This is a genomic window from Pantoea sp. E2023-21 (genome assembly GCF_051302795.1).
Taxonomy (GTDB): Bacteria; Pseudomonadota; Gammaproteobacteria; order Enterobacterales; family Enterobacteriaceae; genus Pantoea; species Pantoea ludwigii_A.
In genome coordinates this window covers 1,236,298-1,257,703 of record NZ_CP195344.1, presented here as the reverse complement: position 1 = coordinate 1,257,703, position 21,406 = coordinate 1,236,298, and the positions used below count along the sequence as shown (strand labels likewise).

Below are 21,406 nucleotides of genomic sequence, written 5' to 3'. Positions count from 1 at the left end.
GCTGTCAACTTTTCCTGACAGGCCTCTTCTGAGGCGCTGCAAGTTAGCGTATTATCATTAAAATCAAAACCTGACTAAGGCTCATCGCAATGCGTTTGGAAGTTTTCTGCCAGGACCGAATCGGTCTGGCGCGCGAGTTGCTCGATCTGCTGGTTGCCCGCAATATCGACCTGCGTGGCATCGAAATTGCGCCACTTGGCCGCATTTACCTCAATTTTACCGCGCTGGAGTTTGAACCCTTCAGCAATCTGATGGCGGAAATTCGCCGTACACCTGGCGTGACAGATGTGCGTACCGTTTCGTTTATGCCGTCAGAACGTGAACATCGCGCGTTGAGCGCGCTGCTGGTAGCAATGCCCGAACCGGTGTTATCCATCGATTTGAAATGCAAGGTCGAGTTGGCGAACCCGGCGGCACAAAATCTGTTTGCCCTCGACGAACAGAAGCTGCGTAACCAAAATGTTGGCACCTTAATTACCGGTTTTAATTTCCAGCGCTGGCTGGAAAACGAACGTGTTGACGCCCAGGCGCAGCATGTGGTGATTCAGGGGCGCGATTTCCTGATGGAAGCACGGCCAATTTATCTGGCTGAAGAAGAGGGGCAAAGTGATCTGCCTGTCGGTGCAATGATCACCCTGAAATCCACGGCGCGTATGGGCCGTCAGTTGCAGAATCTCACCGTGACTGATGAATCCGAGTTCGATCACATTGTGGCAGTCACGCCAAAAATGCGTCAGGTGATTGAACAGGCGCGCAAGCTGGCGATGCACGATGCACCGTTGTTGATTGTTGGCGATACCGGCACCGGCAAAGATATGCTGGCGCGTGCCTGTCATTTACGTAGCGCGCGCGGCAAAAAACCGTTCCTCGCACTGAACTGCGCATCATTGCCGGATGATGTGGCTGAGAGCGAACTGTTTGGTCACGCTGCAGGCGCTTATCCTAACGCGCTTGAAGGTAAGAAAGGTTTCTTCGAACAAGCTAACGGCGGCTCGGTGCTGCTGGACGAGATTGGCGAAATGTCGCCACGCATGCAGACTAAGCTGCTGCGCTTCCTCAATGACGGGACATTCCGCCGCGTAGGGGAAGAGCATGAAGTGCACGTGGATGTGCGCGTGATTTGCGCCACCCAGAAGAATTTGATCGAGCTGGTGCAACGCGGTGAGTTCCGTGAAGATCTGTTCTATCGCCTGAATGTACTGACGCTTAACCTGCCGCCGCTGCGCGAACGTCCTCTGGATATTCTGCCGCTGACTGAAATGTTTGTCGCACGCTTCGCTGACGAACAAGGCTTACCGCGTCCGCGCCTCTCATCGCAACTGACGCCGTTCCTGACGCGCTACAACTGGCCGGGTAACGTGCGTCAGTTGAAGAATGCGCTGTACCGTGCGTTAACGCAGTTGGAAGGTTATGAGCTGGGCCCACAAGATATTGTGTTGCCAGAGCAGGCGCTGGATGTGTCTCTGGGTGAAGAGGCGATGGAAGGTTCGCTGGATGACATCACCAGCCGCTTCGAACGCTCGGTGCTGACGCGTCTCTATCTCTCTTATCCGAGCACACGCAAACTGGCGAAACGCCTGGGTGTGTCACATACCGCAATTGCCAATAAATTGCGTGAATATGGATTGGGGCAGAAGCGTAACGAAAGCGAGTAATCGCACATTCAATTAGCGCACATTCCGTAGCAGCGCGATTTATTACGCAATAAATTGCGCCGCTACGATAGCTGCGACCGGTAATACCGGCGTGCAAACCTACACTTATTCAGATGCGCGTATGTCTACCTGGCTTCCTTCCCGCATAAACACCGGAATCTCACTGAGTGGTGCGGCAACGTTGATGCGCTGCCCGCCCCGATAGCTCTCGCCATTGCGGGCAATCCATTGCTCGCCGGCAGGTAGCCATACTTCACGTTCACGTTGACCAGCATGCAGCACCGGCGCGACCAGAAGATCGCGTCCCAGCAGATACTGATCTTCCACTTGCCAGCTCTCTGGCTGCTGCGAATAGTGATAGAACAGCGGTCGCATTACCGGATCGCCTAATTCATGCGCTTCGCGCATCAAACCATCAATATAGGGGCGCAGCCGCTCACGTTGCATCAGGCAACTTTTCATCAGTGCATAATTCTCCTCACCGTAACTCCATACCTCATTGGGTGAGCCACTGTTGCATTGGGCAATGCCGTCGCGCCAGGCTTCTGCAGGCGCAATCTGCGGTTCGCGATAACCATGCAGACGCATCACCGGACAGAAAACCGCCCATTGGAACCAGCGGATCAACAGCTCATGAAACGCCGGATCATGTATGTTACCACCCTGAAAACCGCCAATGTCGGTGGTCCACCATGGAATACCCGCCATCGCCATATTTAACCCGGCAGTAAATTGATTGCGTAAGGCATGGAACGAGGAGTGAACATCACCTGACCAGGCGAGCACGCCGTAACGCTGGCTGCCCGCCCAGGCGCAGCGCACCAGATTGACGATCTCGCGCTCACCCTGTTGTTGTAGCCCTTCATAAAATCCGCGAGCAAACAGCTGCGGATAAATGTTTCCCACTTCCTGTACCGGTCCCAGGTGATAGCGGTAGTTATCAAAATCGTAGGCGCGATACTCCGGCTCCGCTTCATCGAGCCAGAAGGTGCGAATACCGTGGTCATAATAGTTGCGCTTAACTTCCTGCCAGACGAACTCGCGCGCGGTGGGGTGCGTGGCATCAAAAAAGGTGGTATTGCCCATAAAATCGAGATTAACCGACACACCGCGTTCACTGTTGACCAGCAACCCTTTGGATTTCATCAGACGATAGTTGTCACTTCTGCTGTCAACCGTTGGCCACACCGACACCATGGTTTCGATACCCATCTCCTTGAGTTCCTGAACCATGGCACGGGGATCCGGCCAGTCGCGTGCGTCGAAACACCAGGTTCCCTGATTTGGCCAGTGGAAAAAGTCGATGACAATCACCGAGAGCGGCAGCTGCAAGCGGCGATATTCACGCGCCACCTCCAACACTTCCTGCTGGGTGCGATAGCGCAATTTGCATTGCCAGAAGCCGGTAGCGAACGCGGGCATCATTGGTGCTGTACCGGTGGCGCGACCATATTGGCGCAAAATCTCCGCCGGTGTGTCGCCTGCGGTGATCCAGTAATCCATCTGATCGGTCACCTCGGCCTGCCAGCGGGTGCCGTTTTTACCAAACGTCACTTCGCCGATGGCCGGGTTATGCCACAGCAGGCCATAGCCAAGGTTAGAAACCATAAACGGCACGCTGGCCTGCGAGTTACGCTGTGCCAGCTCAAGCGTGCAGCCTTTCAGGTCGAGGCAATCCTGCTGATACTGGCCCATTCCATAGATTTTCTCATCCGCCCGCGCTTCAAAGCGCACGCTGAGCTGGTATTTACCACCTGGAATCGGCCGAAAGGCACGTGCATCCAGCTTCAGGGCGCTGATGTATTTGTCCTGACTCTTTTCGCTGGCACCAATACCCACGGTGCTGCGCTGACGCCAGAACTCCTCCAGCAGCAACTCCCCGCGCTGATTATAAAAAGCCAGCTGGCCGCGAATATTCAAGGTGGCGGTGATATTGCCGTTACGTAAGCTAAGCGATTCATGATCGCGCTGAATCTCTACCTCGCAAGCAGCAGGCGATAGCAACGCCCAGTCATGATCAATCAGGTCGGGCTGACAGGTGGCTCGTACTCGCAGGCTATGCGCGCCCCAGGGTTCGATGACCAGCGTCTGACGGTCAAATGTCCAGATAATACGCTGGGATTCGGCGCGTAATTCACTCATGACAACTCCTGTGGTTGTAAAAGGGTGGAGGCAGTTGCAGCCGGTTGGGCTGACATCTTGTTCTGATTGATGGTGCGCATGGTGGCATCGTTAAGTTTGTAACCGCGCATTGCCAGCGCGCTTAACAGTGACAGCACGCCGGGAACCACCGAAAACAGCGCCACAATGGCCATCATGGCGGCGGGCTGCTGATGCGGTGCCTGAGCAACGTAACCGCTCAAACCGAGCGTCCAGCCAACAATCGCACCGCTGATGGCCATGCCCATTTTTAATACGGCCAGCAACGTGGAGAAGACGGTGCCATCGAGGCGCTTCCCTTGGCGATATTCACCGTAATCCACCACGTCGGCCATCATCACCCACATCAGCGTGGTAGTGACCTGATAGAAGCTGGAGACGATAAACGTCATGCCGACCAACAGCGCCAGCGATTGAGGCAGGAACACAATGCTGATACTTAATACGCCGGCAGTGATAGCGCTGAGGGTAAAGGCGGTGATTTTATTTAAGCGGCGAGTCAGCAGCTTAGCCAACACGCTTCCGACGCTCTTGCCAATGATATGTGCGGCCAGCAGCCACATGAAGAAGCTGGCATTGCCAAGGAAATATGTGACGTAGTACATCATTGCGCCGAGCCGTACCACACCGAACGAGATATTGCAGAACACCAGTAATGCCACCACGCGCCACTGGTCGTTACGCAACAAATCGCGCAAATCGGCAAGAAAGTTGCCGTGGTTAGCGGGGGCATTGATACGTTCGCGGGTATTGAGGAAGCAGATAAAAAACAGCAGGGTTGCCAGTGTCGCCATAATCGACATTGCTGCGAAGTAACCGTCCAGTTTATTCCCGCCCCCCAGCCAGGTGGCGAGCGGGATCATCAGGAAAGTGGACATGGCGCCGCCCAGCGTGGCAAGGAAGAAGCGCCATGATTGCAGAGAGATACGCTGATTATCATCGGCGGTGATAATCGCCCCCATCGAGCAGTAAGGAATATTAATGGCGGTATACATCAGCATCATCAGGCTGTAGGTCACAGCGGCGTAGATCATTTTTCCAGTGAGTGACAGACTTTCCGGCACGGCATAAATCAGCATGCAACTGGCGCCGAATGGCACCGCCAGCATCAATAACCAGGGACGGAATTTACCCCAGCGTGAACGGGTTCGGTCGGCAACCATGCCCATCGCCGGATCGATCACCGCATCAGCAACGCGTGCCAGCAAAAACAGCGTGCCGACAAAGATTGCGGGCAAACCCACCACATCGGTGTAGTAAAAGGTGAGAAAAATAATGACGTTATCAATGGCAATATGGCTGGCCATATCGCCCAGACCATAACTGAACTTTTCTTTAATCGTTAAGCTTGCTTGCATAAAGACTCCCGCCGGACTTTGAATCGCTTAAGGGCAATTAGCGGTTAGTTATAGGTAGCGAACCGGATAGGAACAATTGCGGGATTTGTTACGGGTTTTATGTTTTTTAATTAATGTGATACGGGTAACAAGAATCACAGCTAAAATGAAACCTTGCGGGAGGAGATGCTACGTATGATGATTAATCAATGGCTTAAAAAGAGAGCGTTATTGATGGCGCCATAAAAAAGCACCGAAGATTGAATCATTCGGTGCTTACTGTTTGATCTACATGACGGGCTTTTCAGTCAGGCGAAAATTACTTCAGCGCAGCCAGTGCCGCATCGTAGTTAGGTTCTTCGGTAATTTCGTTTACCAGTTCGCTGTAAATCACTTTATCGTTTTCATCCAGCACCACCACAGCACGCGCGGTCAAGCCCTTCAGCGGGCCATCCACAATCGCCACGCCATAGTTTTCCTTGAATTCAGCGCCACGCAGTGAAGAGAGGGTGATCACGTTGCTGACGTTTTCGGCGCCGCAGAAGCGTGACTGCGCGAAAGGCAGGTCGGAAGAGATGCACAGCACCACCGTGTTATCCGCTTCACCCGAGCGTTCGTTAAACTTACGCACGGATGCCGCACACACGCCAGTATCAATGCTTGGGAAAATGTTCAGAACTTTACGTTTGCCTGCATAATTAGCAAGGGATACATCGCCAAGATCTTTAGCGACCAGGCTGAAAGGTTTAGCCTGCTCGCCAACTTGTGGGAAGTGGCCTGCAACCGGTACTGGTTTGCCCTGAAAGTGAACAGTCTGAGACATGCGATTTCCTTTTTTAACGATGAAATATCTGACTTTTAAGGTATAGCGCTTGTTTATGACATAATTTTTAAGGGTTTACGAGCGCATACCCTGGCGATAATCGAGCTGGCTCGCATTTAAACGACGGATTTATGGAGAAATAATGAGAACAGTGAAGAGTTATCCGGAAGCCTGGCCGTTACATTCGCCGTTTGTTATTTCACGCGGTAGCCGTACCGAGGCGCATGTCGTGGTGGTGGAAATCGAGCAGGATGGTGTGAAAGGCGTGGGTGAAGCCACACCGTATGCTCGCTACGGTGAAAGCGAAGAGTCGGTACTCAAGCAGATCGCCTCGCAGCTGAGCACGTTGCAAAGCGGGATGACGCGTGAAGCGCTGCAACAGGCATTACCCGCGGGCGCAGCACGCAACGCCATTGACGGCGCTCTGTGGGATCTGGAGCGTCAGCAGCAGGGCAAAAGTCTGGTGCAATTATGCGCTGTGCCACTGGCCGATGAGATTGTCACTGCGCATACCATCAGCATCGATACGCCAGACGCGATGGCCAGCAGCGCGCAGGCGCTATGGCAGCATGGCGCGCGGTTATTGAAGATCAAAATGGACGATCACCTGATCAGCGAACGTTTAGTGGCGATACGCAGCGCAGTTCCGGACGCGACCTTGATTGTCGATGCCAACGAATCCTGGCATGCCGAAGGCCTGGCGGCGCGCTGTCAGTTGCTGGCCGATCTCAATGTCGCCATGCTGGAACAGCCGCTGCCCGCCGCAGAAGACAGCGCGCTGGGCAACTTTATCCATCCGCTGCCCATCTGCGCGGATGAAAGCTGTCATACGCGTGAGAGTTTGCCCCAGCTGAAAGGGCGCTATGAGATGGTGAATATTAAGCTAGATAAAACCGGCGGATTAACCGAAGCGCTGGCGCTCGCAGAGGCCGCGCAGCAGCAGGGATTCGCGATTATGCTCGGCTGCATGCTCTGCACTTCGCGGGCGATTCGTGCAGCGTTACCGTTGACGGCGCGGGCGACATTTGCGGATCTCGACGGTCCAACCTGGCTCGCTGCCGATGTTGAACCGTCTTTGCATTTCTCGCACGGCCTACTTAAACCGCGGGCTGCCAGCGCAGCAGATTGATCATCGCTTCCAGATAGACTTCGGTGGCTTCGTCCACCGAAATCGGCGGCATCTCGGCGGTAATGCATAACAGGCCGAGATCGTCGCACCAGCTCCCAAACGAACCTGGCGTGGCATAACCGACGCTGCTCACCACCGGCAACGCGGTTTGCTGCGCCAGCCACTGCGCTAAATCGCTGTGATGCGGATCGTCAATGCAGGCCAGCGGCTCGTGCCAGGAAACCACCCAGCGTGGTTTTATCTGATGAATCAGCTGGCACAGTGCGCGGGTCTCGGGTTCCGATGAGGGACTGGCCCCGGTTGATAGCACTACATCGCGCTCATCCGCTTCACTGTTCCAGCGATACACCGTATCGCCGTTCTGCCAATTGGCGGCGGGAAAGTTACGGTTGAGATCGACGCCATTAGCGTTTGCGCGCAGCCCCAGCTGACAACCATCGGGATTCACCGCCAGAATAACGTGATGACGGCGCAGCGCGTCCGGCAAGGTGCGCATGGCACCCGATAAGGTGGCAATGGCGGCATTCTCGTCGCCGTGCGTGCCTGCGATAATCAGCCCGCTTTCGGCATCTGCGACAGGTGCAGGAAACCACAGCAGCGGCGCGCCCAGCACCGATTGCCCGTATTGTTGCCAGACAGCGTCCAGCTTGCCGCGCAGCGGACGGGGATGGTATGACGACATGACGTTCCTCTATGAAATGTTTCCAATACCGCCAAAGGCCTACTGGCGCTGAAGGTAAAAAATGTGACCGGGAATCCAGCCTCAAGATAACGGTAAACAGCGTGCGGGGAAATAGCTATATATCAATCAGCAATTTGCGATAAAGTGCCAAAAGTTGCTGGCGACAAAATCTCTTCATGGTCGCCATTTTTTTCGCGTAAAGGAGTGGTGATGAAACTAACGTTCCGCAAGACGCTGGCTGCCTTAATTGTAGCCAGCGCAGTCTCACCCGTATTCGCCGCCAACGTGCCATCGGGCGCACAGTTGGCCAGCACGCAGGAAATCGTTCGCCATATAAAAGATGAACCCGCATCACTGGATCCGATGAAGGCGGTTGGCCTGCCGGAAATTCAGGTGATGCGCGATCTGTTTGAGGGACTGACTAATCAGGATGCCCACGGCAAAATCGTGCCGGGCGTGGCTCAAAGCTGGAGCAGCAACGATAACAAAACGTGGATTTTTACTCTGCGCAAAGAGGCGCGCTGGTCAAATGGCGAGCCGGTAACCGCGCAAGATTTTGTTTATAGCTGGCAACGTTTAGTTGAACCGAAGAACAGTTCGCCGTTCGCCTGGTTTGCCGCATTGAGCGGGATTGAAAACGCTGAAGCGATCACCAAAGGCCAGATGAGTGCCGACAAACTTGGCGTCACAGCGACCGATGCGACCCACCTTAAGGTGACACTGTCACGACCAGTGCCGTGGTTCCCGAGCATGGTTGCCAATGCCGCGATGTATCCGGTCTCGCAGAAAGTGCTGGAAAAAGAGGGCGATACCTGGACATCTCCGGGCAAGTTGGTTGGCAATGGTGCCTATCAACTGCAAGATCGCGTGGTAAACGAAAAAATCGTGCTGGTACGCAACGCCCATTATTGGGATGACAAAAAATCGGTGCTGACGAAAGTGACCTTTATCCCGATTAATGAAGAGTCCTCCGCCACCAAACGTTATCGTGCCAACGACATCGATATCACCGAATCTTTCCCGAAAAACATGTACGCACTACTGAAAAAAGAGTTGCCTGGCGAGGTGTATACGCCGGATCAGCTTGGCACCTATTACTACGCGTTTAATACCGAAAAAGGGCCAACCGCTGATGTGCGCGTACGTAAGGCGCTGTCGTGGAGCATCGATCGTCGCATCATCGCGGAGAAAGTGTTGGGTACCGGCGAGAAACCGGCATGGCACTTCACGCCGGATGTAACTGCCGGTTTCACGCCGATGAAGAGTTATCTGCAGCAACATAGCCAACAGGAGCTGAACGCGCAGGCTAAAGCGTTGCTTACGGCGGCAGGTTATGGACCGAGCAAACCGCTGCATTTGACACTGCTCTACAACACCTCGGAAAGCCATCAGAAAATCGCTATCGCGGTGGCCTCGATGTGGAAGAAGAATCTCGGCGTGGATGTCACTTTGCAAAACCAGGAGTGGAAAACCTATATCGACAGCCGCAATAGTGGCAGTTTTGATGTGATCCGCGCGTCGTGGATCGGCGATTATAATGAGCCTTCTACCTTCCTCAGTCTGTTGACTTCGACTCACACCGGCAACATCGCGCGCTTCCGCAGTGCCGATTACGACGCGGTGATGACCAAAGCCAGCACAGAAACCAGCGTCGCGGCGCGTAACACCGATTACAACAAAGCCGAGCAGATCATCGCCGATGAGGCGCCCATCGCGCCTATCTACCAATATACCAACGGACGTTTGATTAAACCGTGGGTAAAAGGGTACCCGATCACCAATCCAGAAGACGTGGCGTACAGCCGCGAGCTGTGGATAGAGAAGCACTAAATCCAACCACAAGCCAGGCGATCATTCGGGTCGCCTGTCATCTTTGCTCACAGCCTGATGATTGCAACTGGTCTGCGCCACGCTAGACTGTATCGTATTGATTTTAATAGTGAGGCGAGTTCGTGAACGTCATTGAAGGAAAAGCACTGCAAGTATCCGATGCCATCATCGCCTGTCAGCTTGATGGCGCAGGCGGTATGATCCCCATCGAAGATAAAGACGTAATTAACTGCGAACGTCCCTGTTGGTTACATCTTAACTATACCCAACGACAAAGCGCGGAATGGCTGCAAAGTACGCCGCTGATCCCTGATGCGGTGCGTGATGCGCTGGCGGGAGACAGCATGCGTCCGCGGGTTACGCGTCTTGGCGACGGCTTTATGATTGTGCTGCGTAGCGTGAACCATAATGCCGATTCGCGCCCGGATCAGCTGGTGGCGATGCGCGTGTTTATCAACGACAAGCTGATTGTGTCGACGCGTCGCCGCAAAGTGTATGCCATTGACGCCGTGCTGAATGATCTGCAAAACGGTAACGGTCCGGTTGATGGCGGCAGCTGGCTGGTGGATGTGTGCGATGCATTGACGGATCACGCCAGCGAATTTATCGAAGAGATGCACGATAAAATTATCGAACTGGAAGATGCGTTGATGAATCAGGAAGTTCCTGCGCGTGGCGATTTGGCACTGCTGCGAAAGCAGCTGATTGTCATGCGTCGTTACATGGCACCGCAGCGCGATGTGTATGCCAGGCTTGCCATCGAGAAAATGGCGTGGATGAACGATGACGATCGTCGTCGCATGCAAGAAGTGGCTGACCGCCTCGGACGCGGATTGGACGATCTCAATGCCGGCGTTGCGCGTACCTCGATTCTGGCAGATGAAGTGGCGTCAATCCTCGCGGAATCGATGAACCGTCGTACTTATACCATGTCGTTGATGGCCATGATTTTCTTGCCTGCTACCTTTCTTACTGGCTTATTCGGCGTCAACCTGGGTGGCATTCCCGGCGGCAACTGGGCGCTTGGCTTCACCGCCTTCTGCGTGCTGCTGTTGGTGATGGTGGGGGGTGTGGCGATATGGCTGAAACGGCGGAAATGGTTGTAAGGCAGAAAAGCGGAATAAACCTGATCGATATCAATATCCCGCCGGGGCAATCGGGGCAAACTCTTTCCCGCAGGTGAATGCAACGTCAAGCGATGGGCGTTGCGCTCCATATTGTCTTACTTCCTTTTTTGAATTACTGCATAGCACATTTGATTCGTACGACGCCGGCCTATCCGCCGGCTTTTTTTTGCCCGCTTGGCTTGGTCGCATAACCTTTCCTATGCTTATAGGACATTCAGCGACAAGGAGAAAGGCATGCAAGAGATCATTGCCAGTGAACCGATTCCTACCGATCCACTACCGATTCCTGAACCTATTCCACAACCGCAGCCGATACCACCCGCACAACCTCCACACGATCCCGAGTTTCCACCGATCCAGGATCCACCGCCGCACCGCTAATAAAAAAGGCGCGTTGCCGAAGCGACGCGCCTTTTTTCACATCCAATAGGATTATTTAATTTCCAGCACATCCAGGCGCACGCTGAGGTTTGGCGCGTCCTCTTCTTCAGGCTGCCAGCCCGCAGGCTGCACTGGCATGCTTTCGCGATCAAACGCCAAATCACCACCATCCACTACAGCATCACCGTGTTTAATGCCTTTGAAATCGAACAGATTGATATCCGCCATATGCGACGACACCACATTCTGCATCGCAGTGAACATGGTTTCGATGCGGCCAGGGTAACGCTTATCCCAATCGCGCAGCATGTCGGCGACCACCTGACGTTGCAGATTCGGCTGCGAGCCACACAGATTGCATGGGATAATGGGGTACTGACGTGCTTCTGCAAAACGAATGATGTCCTTTTCGCGGCAATAGGCCAGCGGACGAATCACGATATGTTTACCGTCATCGCTCATCAGTTTTGGTGGCATGCCTTTCATCTTGCCGCCGTAGAACATGTTTAAGAACATGGTCTGCAGGATATCGTCGCGATGGTGACCTAACGCGATTTTGGTACAACTCAACTCTGTGGCGGTACGGTACAGAATACCGCGGCGCAGGCGCGAACACAGCGAGCAGGTGGTTTTACCTTCAGGAATCTTATCTTTAACGATGGAGTAGGTGTCTTCGTTAACGATGTGGTATTCAACGCCTTGTTCATCCAGGTAGGCCGGCAGAATATGCTCCGGGAAGCCGGGCTGTTTCTGGTCGAGATTCACCGCCACCAATGAGAAGTTCACCGGCGCGCTCTGCTGCAAATTACGCAGGATTTCCAGCATGGTGTAGCTGTCTTTACCGCCAGACAGACAAACCATGATGCGATCGCCTTCTTCAATCATGTTGAAGTCAGCAATAGCTTCGCCCACATTGCGACGCAAACGCTTTTGCAGCTTGTTAAGGTTGTACTGCTCTTTTTTCGTTACTTCTTGATTTTCTGACATTATTTTCACACTTGAGAGTGAAGGCGAGGGCCGTTAGCGGCTGAAGCAATCTTCAACGGCAATAAACCCTATAAACATGACTGCGTATGGTACGGATTGCGGGCGCGAATGCTAGCCTGAAGTGATCTCTTTTCTGATGCTAACTCAATGCGCTTGAGACAAAAGCGCACACTTTGCCAGAACAATCTGGGGATTTATTGATCTGGGCAAATATTTTTCTCACTCGCCCCTGACAGGATGGCGGAAGTGCTTTTTTTACTTTCTTAAGGTGAGGAGTGGCAAATGCAAACGTACGATATGGTTTTTGAAGAGGCGTGCCGGCTGGTGGGGCAATGTTATCTGGAGCTCGCTCAGCGTGGTGCCGCACCCGAAAAAGAAGTGTTAGCCAGTGAGTTACGCAATCTGCAGCTGCGCTACCGCGAACTCACTGGAGCACCGAATCGGGCGGTCGAGATGGCCATCGTCCAGCTCAAACCCTGTTAAGCCATTAAACAAGCCCGGCCGTTGCGCCGGGCTTGTTCATTTACTCACTCTTCTCGGTTTTTCCCGCTAACTCCGCCAGCCGCTGATAGCGCTGACTGGCGGCTTCCGTCGCATCACGCCATAACTGCGAAGCCTCTTCGGGACGTTGGGTTTGTAACTGGCGGAAACGCTGCTCGTTCAGTAATGCCTGTTCCAGTTCTGAGGTCGGTGGACGTGAATCCAGTGCCAGCGCCGCTTTACCTTGCTCCGCACGCCGAGGATCAAAGCGATAAAGCGGCCAGAAACCGCTGGTGGTCAGCAGGCGCATCTGCTCGTGGCTGTACGCCAAATCGTAGCCATGCTCTTCACAGGGACTGTAAGCAATAATCAACGACGGTCCCGGCCAGGCTTCCGCTTCCTGAATCGCTTTCACCGTTTGATTGAGCTGCGCACCCAGCGATATCTGCGCCACATACACATGCCCGTACAGCAGGGTCGACATGCCGAGATCTTTACGCGCCTTGCGTTTCCCTTGTTCGCCAAACTTGGTTACCGCCCCGAGCGGTGTCGCTTTTGAGGCTTGGCCGCCGGTATTGGAGTAGCACTGTGTATCCAGCACCAGCACGTTGACGTTTTCACTCAGGCTCATCACGTGATCGAGTCCGCCATAGCCAATGTCATAAGCCCAGCCATCGCCACCAATCAGCCAGACCGACTTCTCCACTAATGCATCGGCCGCCTCGGTTAATACTTTGGCTTCGGGCTGTGATAACGCTGAGAGCAGGGCGCGCAGCTGTTCAATTTGCTCACGTCGCCGAGAAAAGGTGACGCCGTCACTTTTCAATTCATCAACTAACGCCGCCGGTAACTGCGCCGCGCATTGATCCAGCAGTCTGAGCGCGCGCTGTTTCTGTTGATCAACACTTAAGCGAAATCCCAAACCAAATTCGGCATTATCTTCAAACAGCGAATTTGCCCATGCCGGACCGCGTCCGTCGGCATTGGTGGTGTAGGGTGTGGAAGGCAAATTGCCGCCGTAAATGGAGGAGCATCCGGTGGCATTCGCAATCAGCAGACGATCGCCATACAGTTGCGTCAGCAATTTGATATACGGCGTTTCCCCGCAGCCCGAGCAGGCTCCAGAATATTCAAACAGTGGCGTAATCAGCTGCGAGGTGCGGATATCAATACGTTCCAACTGTTCGACATTGATCTCCGGCAGCGCGAGAAAGGCAGTGTAATTGACCTTTTCAGTCTCAACATGCTCCAGTCGCGATTTCATGTTGATAGCTTTTATTTCCGGATGCTGGCGATCGCTGGCCGGGCACACTTCCACACACAGGTTACAGCCGGTGCAATCTTCCGGCGCCACCTGCAACACGTATTTCTGGCCGCGCATATCGCGCGATTTCACATCCAGTGAGGCGAGCGTAGATGGCGCATCCTCCAGCGCTTCAGGAGCAACTACTTTGGCGCGAATTGCCGAATGCGGACAGGCGGCGACACAATGATTGCACTGCGTGCAGAGATCGGGCTGCCAAATAGGCACAGCCTCGGCAATATTGCGCTTTTCCCACTGCGTGGTGCCAACCGGCCAGGTGCCATCTGGGGGCAGCGCCGACACCGGCAGTTTGTCGCCCAAACCAGCCAGCATGGCAGCAGTGACGGTTTTAACGAAATCTGGCGCACAGTCGGAAACTAACGGCGGGCGATGCGGACTGTGATCGTCTATCGCCTGAAGCGGTACCTTTTGCAATGCTTGTTGCGCCATCGCCAGCGCTTGCCAGTTCCGCTGCACCAGTTCTTCGCCTTTGCTGCTGTAACTGCGTGCAATGGCGTTTTGCAGTTCAGTTAGCGCACTGTCACCCGGCAGAATTTGTGTCAGCTGGAAAAAAGCCATTTGCATCACCGTGTTGATGCGTGCGCCCAGCTGACATTCTCGGGCGATACGCGCAGCGTTGATCACATAAAATCGCGCCTGTTTATCGTTGAGCTGGCTCTGCACTTCCTGCGGGAGGCGTGACCACACGATCTCAGCGCTGTATGGCGTATTGAGCAGAAAAATCCCGCCCGGTTTAAGCTGATCGAGTAGGGAATACTTATCGATGAACTGCAGCTGATGGCAGCCAATAAAATCGGCTTGCTGAATTAAATAGGCAGAATGGATCGGATATTCACTAACGCGCAGATGGGATACAGTCAGGCCACCGGCTTTCTTCGAGTCGTAGACGAAATAACCCTGCACCTGCCACGGCGTAGCGTTGCCAATAATCTTCAGGTTGTTTTTGCTGGCGCTGACGCTGCCATCGCTGCCTAAACCATAAAACAGTGCCTCGAGCCGCGCGCGATTAGGCACGATATTCGCTTCCAGTGGCAGCGAAAGATGGGTGACATCGTCGTAGATGCCGACGGTGAAACGCGCCGGGGGTTGATCGCGTAGCAATGCGCGAAATACCGCTAATACCGCATCGGGCGCGAACTCTTTCGACGACAAACCGTAGCGACCGCCCATCACCTTCGGCAGCGTTGTACGCTCGCCGCGACTGTAGGCTTCAGCCAGTGCGGTCATCACATCAAGGAACAGCGGTTCGCCGAGCGCGCCGGGCTCTTTGGTGCGATCGAGTACTGCGATACGCTGTGCGGAAGCGGGGATCATTTGCAACAAATGCGCTGCCGAAAAGGGACGATATAAGCGTACTTTCACCAGACCGACTTTTTCACCGCGCTGCAGCATCTCATCAATCGCTTCTTCCGCAGTACCGCATCCCGAGCCCATCATCACTATCACGCGTTCGGCCTGTGGATGACCATAAAACTCAAACGGCTGATAATGGCGTCCGGTATGTTCGCCAAACGCGGTCATCGCTGCTTCAACATGTTGGGTGCAATTGTCGTACCAGCGGTTGGTGGCTTCGCGTGACTGGAAATAAGTATCGGGATTAGCGGATGTGCCGCGAATCGTCGGACGATCTGGCGTTAACGCCCGGGCGCGATGCGCGTTGATCGCCTCGGCGGGCATCAATGCCTGCAAGGTTTCATCGCTAATCGGCACGATCTTATTGATCTCGTGTGAGGTGCGAAAACCATCAAAGAAGTGGATAAAAGGGATGCGGCTGTTGAGAGAGGCGATTTGCGCAATCAACGCAAAATCCTGCGCCTCCTGCACGCTGGAGGCGCAAAGTTGCGCGCAGCCGGTTTGTCTCACCGCCATAACATCGGAGTGATCGCCAAAAATCGATAGCGCGTGCGTCGCCACGGTACGTGCCGCAACGTGCAGAACAAAAGGCGTAAGCTGACCAGCCAGTTTGTACAGCGTAGGGATCATTAATAACAATCCCTGCGAAGAGGTGAACGTGGTCGAAAGTGCCCCGGTTTGCAACGCACCGTGCACCGTAGCAATGGCACCACCTTCAGATTGCATTTCGATCACACGCGGCACATCGCCCCAAATGTTGCGGCGGCCTTCGCCTGACCAGCTATCCGCCAGTTCGGCCATGGTAGAACTGGGCGTGATGGGATAAATGGCAATCACTTCGCTGGTGCGGAAGGCGACAGAAGCCACTGCACCGTTACCGTCGACGGTAATCATAAATCGTCCTTTGCTACGCTGAGAGCCCGTAAAATTTACGGGGGTTATCATTTCAGTTTAGCAAAGCGTTATGATGCGACTTTTTCGTTCGTGTGCTTGCGGGTCTTTAGCGCACAGGTAACTAACATTGGTGATTATTACATCATCTCAAGTGACTGAACGCCCTTGATTTCCATCACTTTATCATAAATATTGTGCATGGGCGTGCGTCGTGACAATGTCACTTCAACGCTTAACTCACACAGACCAATCTCTTCATCACGATTCACCACCGCGATATGACCGTAGCGCACATTTTCACGCTGCAACACCAGCAGCACCAGCGGTACGCTTTTCGGTTTAAGGTGAACCAGTAGCGTATGGTGCCGCCCAATCAGCCAGTGACTGATGCGACGAAAGGTTTCCAGCACCACCAGCGCCAGCACGGTGCCGTAAATGCCAATTTCATACATGCCGCTACCGATCACCAGACCTATAGCCGCAGTGACCCACAAGCCCGCAGCGGTGGTCAAACCTTTCACCACTTGCTTCTGAATAATGATGGTGCCTGCACCGAGGAAGCCCATGCCACTCACCACCTGCGCCGCGATACGGCTGGGATCGAGCGCCACATGATCGCTGACTAACATGTCGGCAAAGCCATATTTCGATACCAGCATAAACATCGCGCTGCCGATCCCGACCAAAATATGCGTACGTAAACCGGCTTCTTTAGCGCGTAACTGCCGTTCGAGGCCAATCAGTCCGCCGAGAATGCCGGCCAGTGCGATTCTGATGAGCATATCCGTCAACATCGTTCTCTCCTTAGTGGTTGAAAAACAACTGTTCCGCCGGGCGAAAAGGGCGGAAATATTTCAAACAGGATAATTCTGCTTGCAAACAATGAAATTAAATTTTGTAAAAAGCTGTGTCGCCTATCGATCCCTCACGGCACCTGACATATGCTGGTGCGACTTTTTCGCTCAATCCCCGGAGCCCCATCGATGAAAGCCGCTCTCTTCCTGCTGGCTGGCGCCACATTGTTACTTTCTGCCTGCAGCAGCAACAGTGATAACGAACCGCCGCAACAAGCTACCGCCGCCCACGTACAACCGCGCGTGGTGATGTCATCAATGGCTGAAGTGAATTGCAGTAATGCTGGGGGATCGTTGGCGTTCTCGCGTCAGTTGGACGGTTCGCGCATTGGCATGTGTCAGTTGGCCAATGGTCGTCGTTGTGACGAACAGGCGCTGATGGGTGGAAGCTGCGCCCGCTAAGGCAGGCGCAGAAGGGTTAAGCGGTCACCTGATTCGGGCTATTTTCACCGCGTTCAAGCTGCTGTAAGTTGCTTAGCGTGGTTTCTGCAATCGCAGTGAGCGCTTCGGCGGTCAGGAAAGCCTGATGGCCGGTGAACAGCACGTTGTGACAGGCGGACAGACGACGGAACACATCGTCCTGAATCACGTCATTCGATTTGTCTTCAAAGAACAGATCGCGCTCGTTTTCATAGACATCCATGCCCAATGAACCAATCTTTTGCTGTTTAAGCGCATCAATGGCCGCCTGCGAGTCAATTAAACCGCCGCGGCTGGTGTTAATGATCATCACGCCGTCTTTCATTTGGCTAAACGCTTGCGCGTTGAGCAGATGGTGGTTTTCCGGCGTGAGCGGACAGTGCAGCGTAATCACATCAGATTCGGCGAACAGCGTTTTAAGATCAACATATTCTGCGCCCAGCTCCAGTGCCGCCTGGCTTGGATATGGATCGAATGCCAGCAGGCGCATGCCAAACCCTTTCAGAATGCGCATCGCCGCGATACCGATTTTACCGGTGCCGACCACGCCCGCCGTTTTGTTGTGCATGTTAAAGCCGGTTAAGCCATCCAGTGAAAAGTTGGCATCCCGCGTGCGTTGATAGGCACGGTGAATGCGGCGATTAAGCGTCATCATCAGACCAACCGCATGCTCGGCCACCGCTTCCGGGGAATAAGCCGGCACGCGTACCACGTTTAAACCCAGCTCTTTCGCCCTGGCAAGATCGACATTATTAAAGCCGGCGCAACGCAACGCGATGTGTTTAACGCCTAACGCCGCCAACTCTTCCAGCACCTCTTTGCTGGCATCATCATTGACGAAAATGCACACCGCATCGCAGCCCGCCGCGTTCTTTGCCGTGGCGGGCGTGAGCAGGAAGTCAAAAAACTGCAGCTCAAATCCAAAGCTCTCATTGACGTGTTCGAGGTATTTCTGGTCGTAATGCTTGGTGCTATAAACCGCAACTTTCATTGTTTCGCTCCTGAAAAATGCAACGTCGGTATCTCAATAGGATAACGTTTTCCGCGTCATTTTGCTGTTCTTCAGCCAGACTAAGAAGCTAACGCCTTCATTTGCCAGGCATAACATGCCATCATTTGGCTCCTCGTCAGGATTGTGTAAAGAACAGGAACGTTAATTGCCATGACGCGTGGCCTTCGCCGAACACTTGCTGCGCTGCTGGCGCTGATACTGCTGCTATTAGGATTGCTGCTGACGCTCACGCAGTGGTTACCGCGCCTGGCCGGTATCTGGCTGCCGGAAAATACTCGCGTGGAGCTCAAGGGGACGCCACGCTGGCATCAGGGCGCGCTGCATTTCCCGGCGGTGCGCTATCTGGCGGGCGATTGCGAACTGGCGAATGTCAGCGATGCGGCGCTGGGCTGGCAGCAAAAGCGCTGGCAGCTCAGCGCAGGTGAAGTTCAACTCAACAGCGACTGCCTGCAATCATTGCCACAAACCGAAGCAAGCGGCACACCGCGCAGCCTGGCTGACTGGCAGAAAATGTTGCCCGGCGCCGATGTGCAGCTTAAAAAAATCATCATCCTGCCGTGGCAGCAATATGCCGGCCGTTTAGACCTCACTTTAGATAACGATGCGCAGCGGCTGCATTATCAGGGCGACAATCTCAACGTCGATGCCCGTTTACAGGGCCAGATGCTGCACATTGCCCAATTGCAACTCAGTCATCCTTTACTGCCCAAACCGCTCAATCTGCACGGCGATGTGACGTTGCCAACCTTTGCCGATGGCTTGCCCGTTGCGGGTGAACTCAGCGCCGACCTCAATGTTGCGCAGTGGCCGCAGCCGTTGGCGCTGGCGCTCAACTGGCAGCAACAGCAAGGTACGCTGACGGTTAAACAGCAGGAGGACGATCAGCCGCTGCTGCAACTGCCGTGGCAGGTTGACGATCGGCAAATTCGCATCACGCAAGGCCAGTGGCGCTGGCCGCAGGCCGGTCAGCCGCTGTCGGGGGGCATGGCATTAACGCTGGAAAACTGGCAGCAAGGGCTGGAAAACACGCTGGTCAGCGGGCGATTCAATCTGCTGACCCAGGGGCGCGGTGGCAAGGGCAACCTGGTGTTGAGCGTGGGTCCCGGCAAACTGAGTTTGACCGATAGCGCCTTGCCGTTCCAGTTGACCGGCGAGAGTAAATTTGCCGATCTGCAGCTGTTTGGCAGCATGCCCGGCTTGCTGCACGGCATGCTGACCGATCCGCAATTGAGCATGAAGCCGGGCGCGTTACTGCGTTTGCGTGGTCGTTTACTCTCGACGCTGGAAGTGGATGAGGCACGTTGGCCTTTGGCGGGCGTGACGGTGGCCTCGCGTGGGATTCAGGGGCGCCTGCAGGCGATACTTAAAGCACACGATCCGAGTTTTGGCCGTTTCACACTGCATCTTGATGGACGCGCCACGGACTTCTGGCCGGACAGCGGCGTGTGGAACTGGCGCTATTGGGGTGACGGCATGATCGCGCCGTTAACCGCCAAATGGGATGTGAAGGGCACCGGAAGCTGGCAGGATACCTTGTTAAGCCTTGATACCCTGAATACCGGTTTCGATCAGCTGGCTTATGGCAATGTGCAAGTCGCTAAGCCGCGCCTGACGTTAAATGCGCCGGTGCGCTGGCAGCGCGATGCTCAGCATCCCGCTTTTAACGGCGGCTTCACGTTAAAATCCGGTCAAACGCAGTTCAGCTACGGTGGCTGGCTGCCACCGTCAGAGCTCAACGTTGAAGCCAAAGGCAGCGATCCCAGCCAGTTTATCTGGCGCGGTCAGCTGACGGCGCAGGACATTGGCCCGGTGCGCGTGCACGGCCGCTGGGATGGCGAACGGCTGCGCGGCGAAGCCTGGTGGCCAGTGCAGTCGTTGACGGTGTTCCAGCCGCTGCTGAGCAGCGATTTGAAGATGCGCATTCAGTCGGGCGAACTGCGCGCGCAGGTAGCATTCTCAGCGGCCAGCGAGCAGGGCTTTGAAGCTGGCGGTCACTGGACGGTGAAAAACGGCAGTCTGTGGATGCCGGACAGTGAAATCAATGGCATCGATTTCTCGCTGCCGTTCCGCCTGAAAGATCATCAATGGCAGTTGGGCCGGCGCGGTCCTGTATCCCTGCGCATCGCCGAAGTGAAAAATCAATTCTCATTGCAAAACATCACTGCCGATTTGCAGGGGCATTATCCGTGGCAGGAACGGCAGCCGTTAACACTGAGCAACGTGAATCTTGATCTGCTGGGTGGACACGTCAGCATGCCCGAGTTACGCATGCCGCAGCACGAAGCGGCGCGCGTCTCACTGAAGGAGATCAATCTCAGCAAGCTGGTAACCGCGATTAAACCCAAGCAGTTTGCCATGTCCGGTAAGGTGAATGGTGAGTTGCCGTTGTGGGTGAATAATCCGCGCTGGCTGATTGAAAAGGGCTGGATCGCCAACAGTGGCCCGCTGACGTTCCGTCTCGATAAAGACATGGCGGACGCAATTGTCAGCAATAACTTTGCCGCCGGCGCAGCGCTGGATTGGCTGCGCTATATGGAAATTTCGCGTTCATGGGCCACGCTCGATCTGGATAACGTCGGTAATCTGGTCATGCAATCGGAAGTGAAAGGCGTCAGCCAGTTCAGTAATCGCCGACAGACCGTCAACCTGAACTACCGGCATCAGGAAAATCTGTTCCAGCTGTGGCGCAGCCTGCGCTTTGGCGATAATTTGCAATCCTGGGTGGAGCAAAATGCCACCTTACCCACGAACAAGGATCCCCAACCATGAGCCTCAGGGCATTACTGGTGCTGGCAGCCTGGCTGCCACTGATCGGCTGCGTGCCACGCATTGAAGTTGCCGCACCGAAAGAGCCGATCACTATCAATATGAACGTCAAGATTGAACATGAGATTCACATCAAGGTGGATAAAGATGTGGAAGCGCTGCTGAAGAACCAGAGCGGTCTGTTTTGAGGAT

At 54.5% G+C, this 21,406-nt stretch carries 17 protein-coding genes; 9 read left to right on the top strand and 8 right to left on the bottom strand.

What is annotated here, in order from left to right:
* The first annotated feature begins 89 nt into the window (after positions 1–89).
* Positions 90–1,655 (top strand): transcriptional regulator TyrR, encoded by a 1,566-nt coding sequence (gene tyrR / locus ACRQ84_RS05950; protein WP_483817466.1) that lies wholly within the window; start codon positions 90–92, stop codon positions 1,653–1,655.
* Between the two features lie 105 nt (positions 1,656–1,760).
* Here the strand turns inward: tyrR and ACRQ84_RS05945 are convergent, their stop codons facing one another.
* The 3 genes from ACRQ84_RS05945 to tpx all read right to left on the bottom strand — a co-directional run bounded on the left by ACRQ84_RS05945 (position 1,761) and on the right by tpx (position 5,975).
* Complete coding sequence (locus ACRQ84_RS05945) at positions 1,761–3,797, bottom strand: glycoside hydrolase family 31 protein (RefSeq protein ID WP_483817465.1); 2,037 nt, start codon at positions 3,795–3,797, stop codon at positions 1,761–1,763.
* The gene (locus tag ACRQ84_RS05940) at positions 3,794–5,173 is read right to left on the bottom strand and encodes a glycoside-pentoside-hexuronide (GPH):cation symporter (protein ID WP_483817464.1); all 1,380 of its coding nucleotides are present in this window, start codon (positions 5,171–5,173) and stop codon (positions 3,794–3,796) included. Before ACRQ84_RS05940 ends, ACRQ84_RS05945 begins: the two co-directional genes overlap by 4 nt.
* A 298-nt stretch (positions 5,174–5,471) precedes the next feature.
* Positions 5,472–5,975 carry a thiol peroxidase gene (gene tpx / locus ACRQ84_RS05935; protein ID WP_483817463.1) on the bottom strand — a complete coding sequence of 168 codons (504 nt, stop codon included), beginning with the start codon at positions 5,973–5,975 and terminating at the stop codon, positions 5,472–5,474.
* 142 nt (positions 5,976–6,117) lie between these two features.
* On the opposite strand from tpx, the gene ycjG reads away from it, so the two are divergent.
* Positions 6,118–7,104, top strand: a complete 987-nt coding sequence (gene ycjG, locus ACRQ84_RS05930) for an L-Ala-D/L-Glu epimerase (RefSeq protein ID WP_483817462.1) — start codon at positions 6,118–6,120, stop codon at positions 7,102–7,104.
* Here the strand turns inward: ycjG and mpaA are convergent.
* Positions 7,073–7,786: a murein tripeptide amidase MpaA gene (gene mpaA / locus ACRQ84_RS05925; protein WP_483817461.1), complete on the bottom strand. Its 714-nt coding sequence runs from the start codon at positions 7,784–7,786 to the stop codon at positions 7,073–7,075. The two genes, ycjG and mpaA, sit on opposite strands and share 32 nt — an antisense overlap.
* A 210-nt stretch (positions 7,787–7,996) precedes the next feature.
* Here mpaA and ACRQ84_RS05920 point away from each other — a divergent pair, with 210 nt between their 5' ends.
* The 3 genes from ACRQ84_RS05920 to ACRQ84_RS05910 all read left to right on the top strand — a co-directional run bounded on the left by ACRQ84_RS05920 (position 7,997) and on the right by ACRQ84_RS05910 (position 11,124).
* On the top strand, positions 7,997–9,616 hold the full coding sequence (locus ACRQ84_RS05920; RefSeq protein WP_483817460.1) for a peptide ABC transporter substrate-binding protein: 1,620 nt from the start codon (positions 7,997–7,999) through the stop codon (positions 9,614–9,616).
* A gap of 122 nt (positions 9,617–9,738) precedes the next feature.
* On the top strand, positions 9,739–10,722 hold the full coding sequence (gene zntB / locus ACRQ84_RS05915; protein WP_483817459.1) for a zinc transporter ZntB: 984 nt from the start codon (positions 9,739–9,741) through the stop codon (positions 10,720–10,722).
* Positions 10,723–10,977: 255 nt separating this feature from the next.
* A complete protein-coding gene (locus tag ACRQ84_RS05910) occupies positions 10,978–11,124 on the top strand; it encodes a hypothetical protein (protein WP_483817458.1) in 147 nt (48 codons plus the stop codon).
* Between the two features lie 51 nt (positions 11,125–11,175).
* Here ACRQ84_RS05910 and ttcA read toward each other — a convergent pair whose 3' ends face one another.
* Positions 11,176–12,111, bottom strand: a complete 936-nt coding sequence (gene ttcA, locus ACRQ84_RS05905) for a tRNA 2-thiocytidine(32) synthetase TtcA (protein WP_483817457.1) — start codon at positions 12,109–12,111, stop codon at positions 11,176–11,178.
* 282 nt (positions 12,112–12,393) lie between these two features.
* On the opposite strand from ttcA, the gene ACRQ84_RS05900 reads away from it, so the two are divergent.
* Positions 12,394–12,594: a DUF2767 family protein gene (locus tag ACRQ84_RS05900; RefSeq protein WP_064738771.1), complete on the top strand. Its 201-nt coding sequence runs from the start codon at positions 12,394–12,396 to the stop codon at positions 12,592–12,594.
* A gap of 40 nt (positions 12,595–12,634) precedes the next feature.
* Here the strand turns inward: ACRQ84_RS05900 and nifJ are convergent, their stop codons facing one another.
* A complete protein-coding gene (nifJ, locus tag ACRQ84_RS05895; RefSeq protein WP_483817456.1) occupies positions 12,635–16,162 on the bottom strand; it encodes a pyruvate:ferredoxin (flavodoxin) oxidoreductase in 3,528 nt (1,175 codons plus the stop codon).
* A gap of 137 nt (positions 16,163–16,299) precedes the next feature.
* The gene (locus tag ACRQ84_RS05890) at positions 16,300–16,956 is read right to left on the bottom strand and encodes an MgtC/SapB family protein (protein ID WP_008106437.1); all 657 of its coding nucleotides are present in this window, start codon (positions 16,954–16,956) and stop codon (positions 16,300–16,302) included.
* A gap of 189 nt (positions 16,957–17,145) precedes the next feature.
* Here ACRQ84_RS05890 and ACRQ84_RS05885 point away from each other — a divergent pair, with 189 nt between their 5' ends.
* Positions 17,146–17,418, top strand: coding sequence for a putative hemolysin (locus ACRQ84_RS05885; RefSeq protein ID WP_061718809.1), 273 nt, complete (start codon positions 17,146–17,148; stop codon positions 17,416–17,418).
* 16 nt (positions 17,419–17,434) lie between these two features.
* Here the strand turns inward: ACRQ84_RS05885 and ACRQ84_RS05880 are convergent, their stop codons facing one another.
* Entirely contained in the window at positions 17,435–18,427 is a 993-nt protein-coding gene (locus ACRQ84_RS05880) for a 2-hydroxyacid dehydrogenase (protein WP_064738767.1), read from the bottom strand.
* 171 nt (positions 18,428–18,598) lie between these two features.
* Between ACRQ84_RS05880 and ACRQ84_RS05875 the strand changes: the two genes are divergently transcribed.
* Together ACRQ84_RS05875 and ACRQ84_RS05870 are read left to right on the top strand one after the other, a co-directional pair.
* Entirely contained in the window at positions 18,599–21,217 is a 2,619-nt protein-coding gene (locus ACRQ84_RS05875) for a YdbH family protein (protein WP_483817455.1), read from the top strand.
* The gene (locus ACRQ84_RS05870) at positions 21,214–21,402 is read left to right on the top strand and encodes a YnbE family lipoprotein (RefSeq protein WP_008106429.1); all 189 of its coding nucleotides are present in this window, start codon (positions 21,214–21,216) and stop codon (positions 21,400–21,402) included. The genes ACRQ84_RS05875 and ACRQ84_RS05870 overlap by 4 nt, the downstream gene beginning before the upstream one ends.
* The last annotated feature ends 4 nt before the right edge of the window (positions 21,403–21,406 follow it).

What these genes read in the sequence shown, in the direction of transcription:
- ACRQ84_RS05900 (WP_064738771.1), top strand. Translation starts at nt 12,394, where the DNA reads ATGCAAACGTACGATATGGTTTTTGAAGAGGCGTGCCGGCTGGTGGGG.
- ACRQ84_RS05875 (WP_483817455.1), top strand. Translation starts at nt 18,599, where the DNA reads ATGACGCGTGGCCTTCGCCGAACACTTGCTGCGCTGCTGGCGCTGATA.
- ACRQ84_RS05910 (WP_483817458.1), top strand. Translation starts at nt 10,978, where the DNA reads ATGCAAGAGATCATTGCCAGTGAACCGATTCCTACCGATCCACTACCG.
- ACRQ84_RS05890 (WP_008106437.1), bottom strand. Translation starts at nt 16,956, where the DNA reads ATGTTGACGGATATGCTCATCAGAATCGCACTGGCCGGCATTCTCGGC.
- ACRQ84_RS05870 (WP_008106429.1), top strand. Translation starts at nt 21,214, where the DNA reads ATGAGCCTCAGGGCATTACTGGTGCTGGCAGCCTGGCTGCCACTGATC.
- tpx (WP_483817463.1), bottom strand. Translation starts at nt 5,975, where the DNA reads ATGTCTCAGACTGTTCACTTTCAGGGCAAACCAGTACCGGTTGCAGGC.
- ACRQ84_RS05920 (WP_483817460.1), top strand. Translation starts at nt 7,997, where the DNA reads ATGAAACTAACGTTCCGCAAGACGCTGGCTGCCTTAATTGTAGCCAGC.
- ACRQ84_RS05940 (WP_483817464.1), bottom strand. Translation starts at nt 5,173, where the DNA reads ATGCAAGCAAGCTTAACGATTAAAGAAAAGTTCAGTTATGGTCTGGGC.
- ACRQ84_RS05880 (WP_064738767.1), bottom strand. Translation starts at nt 18,427, where the DNA reads ATGAAAGTTGCGGTTTATAGCACCAAGCATTACGACCAGAAATACCTC.
- ycjG (WP_483817462.1), top strand. Translation starts at nt 6,118, where the DNA reads ATGAGAACAGTGAAGAGTTATCCGGAAGCCTGGCCGTTACATTCGCCG.
- ACRQ84_RS05885 (WP_061718809.1), top strand. Translation starts at nt 17,146, where the DNA reads ATGAAAGCCGCTCTCTTCCTGCTGGCTGGCGCCACATTGTTACTTTCT.
- ttcA (WP_483817457.1), bottom strand. Translation starts at nt 12,111, where the DNA reads ATGTCAGAAAATCAAGAAGTAACGAAAAAAGAGCAGTACAACCTTAAC.
- nifJ (WP_483817456.1), bottom strand. Translation starts at nt 16,162, where the DNA reads ATGATTACCGTCGACGGTAACGGTGCAGTGGCTTCTGTCGCCTTCCGC.
- ACRQ84_RS05945 (WP_483817465.1), bottom strand. Translation starts at nt 3,797, where the DNA reads ATGAGTGAATTACGCGCCGAATCCCAGCGTATTATCTGGACATTTGAC.
- tyrR (WP_483817466.1), top strand. Translation starts at nt 90, where the DNA reads ATGCGTTTGGAAGTTTTCTGCCAGGACCGAATCGGTCTGGCGCGCGAG.
- mpaA (WP_483817461.1), bottom strand. Translation starts at nt 7,786, where the DNA reads ATGTCGTCATACCATCCCCGTCCGCTGCGCGGCAAGCTGGACGCTGTC.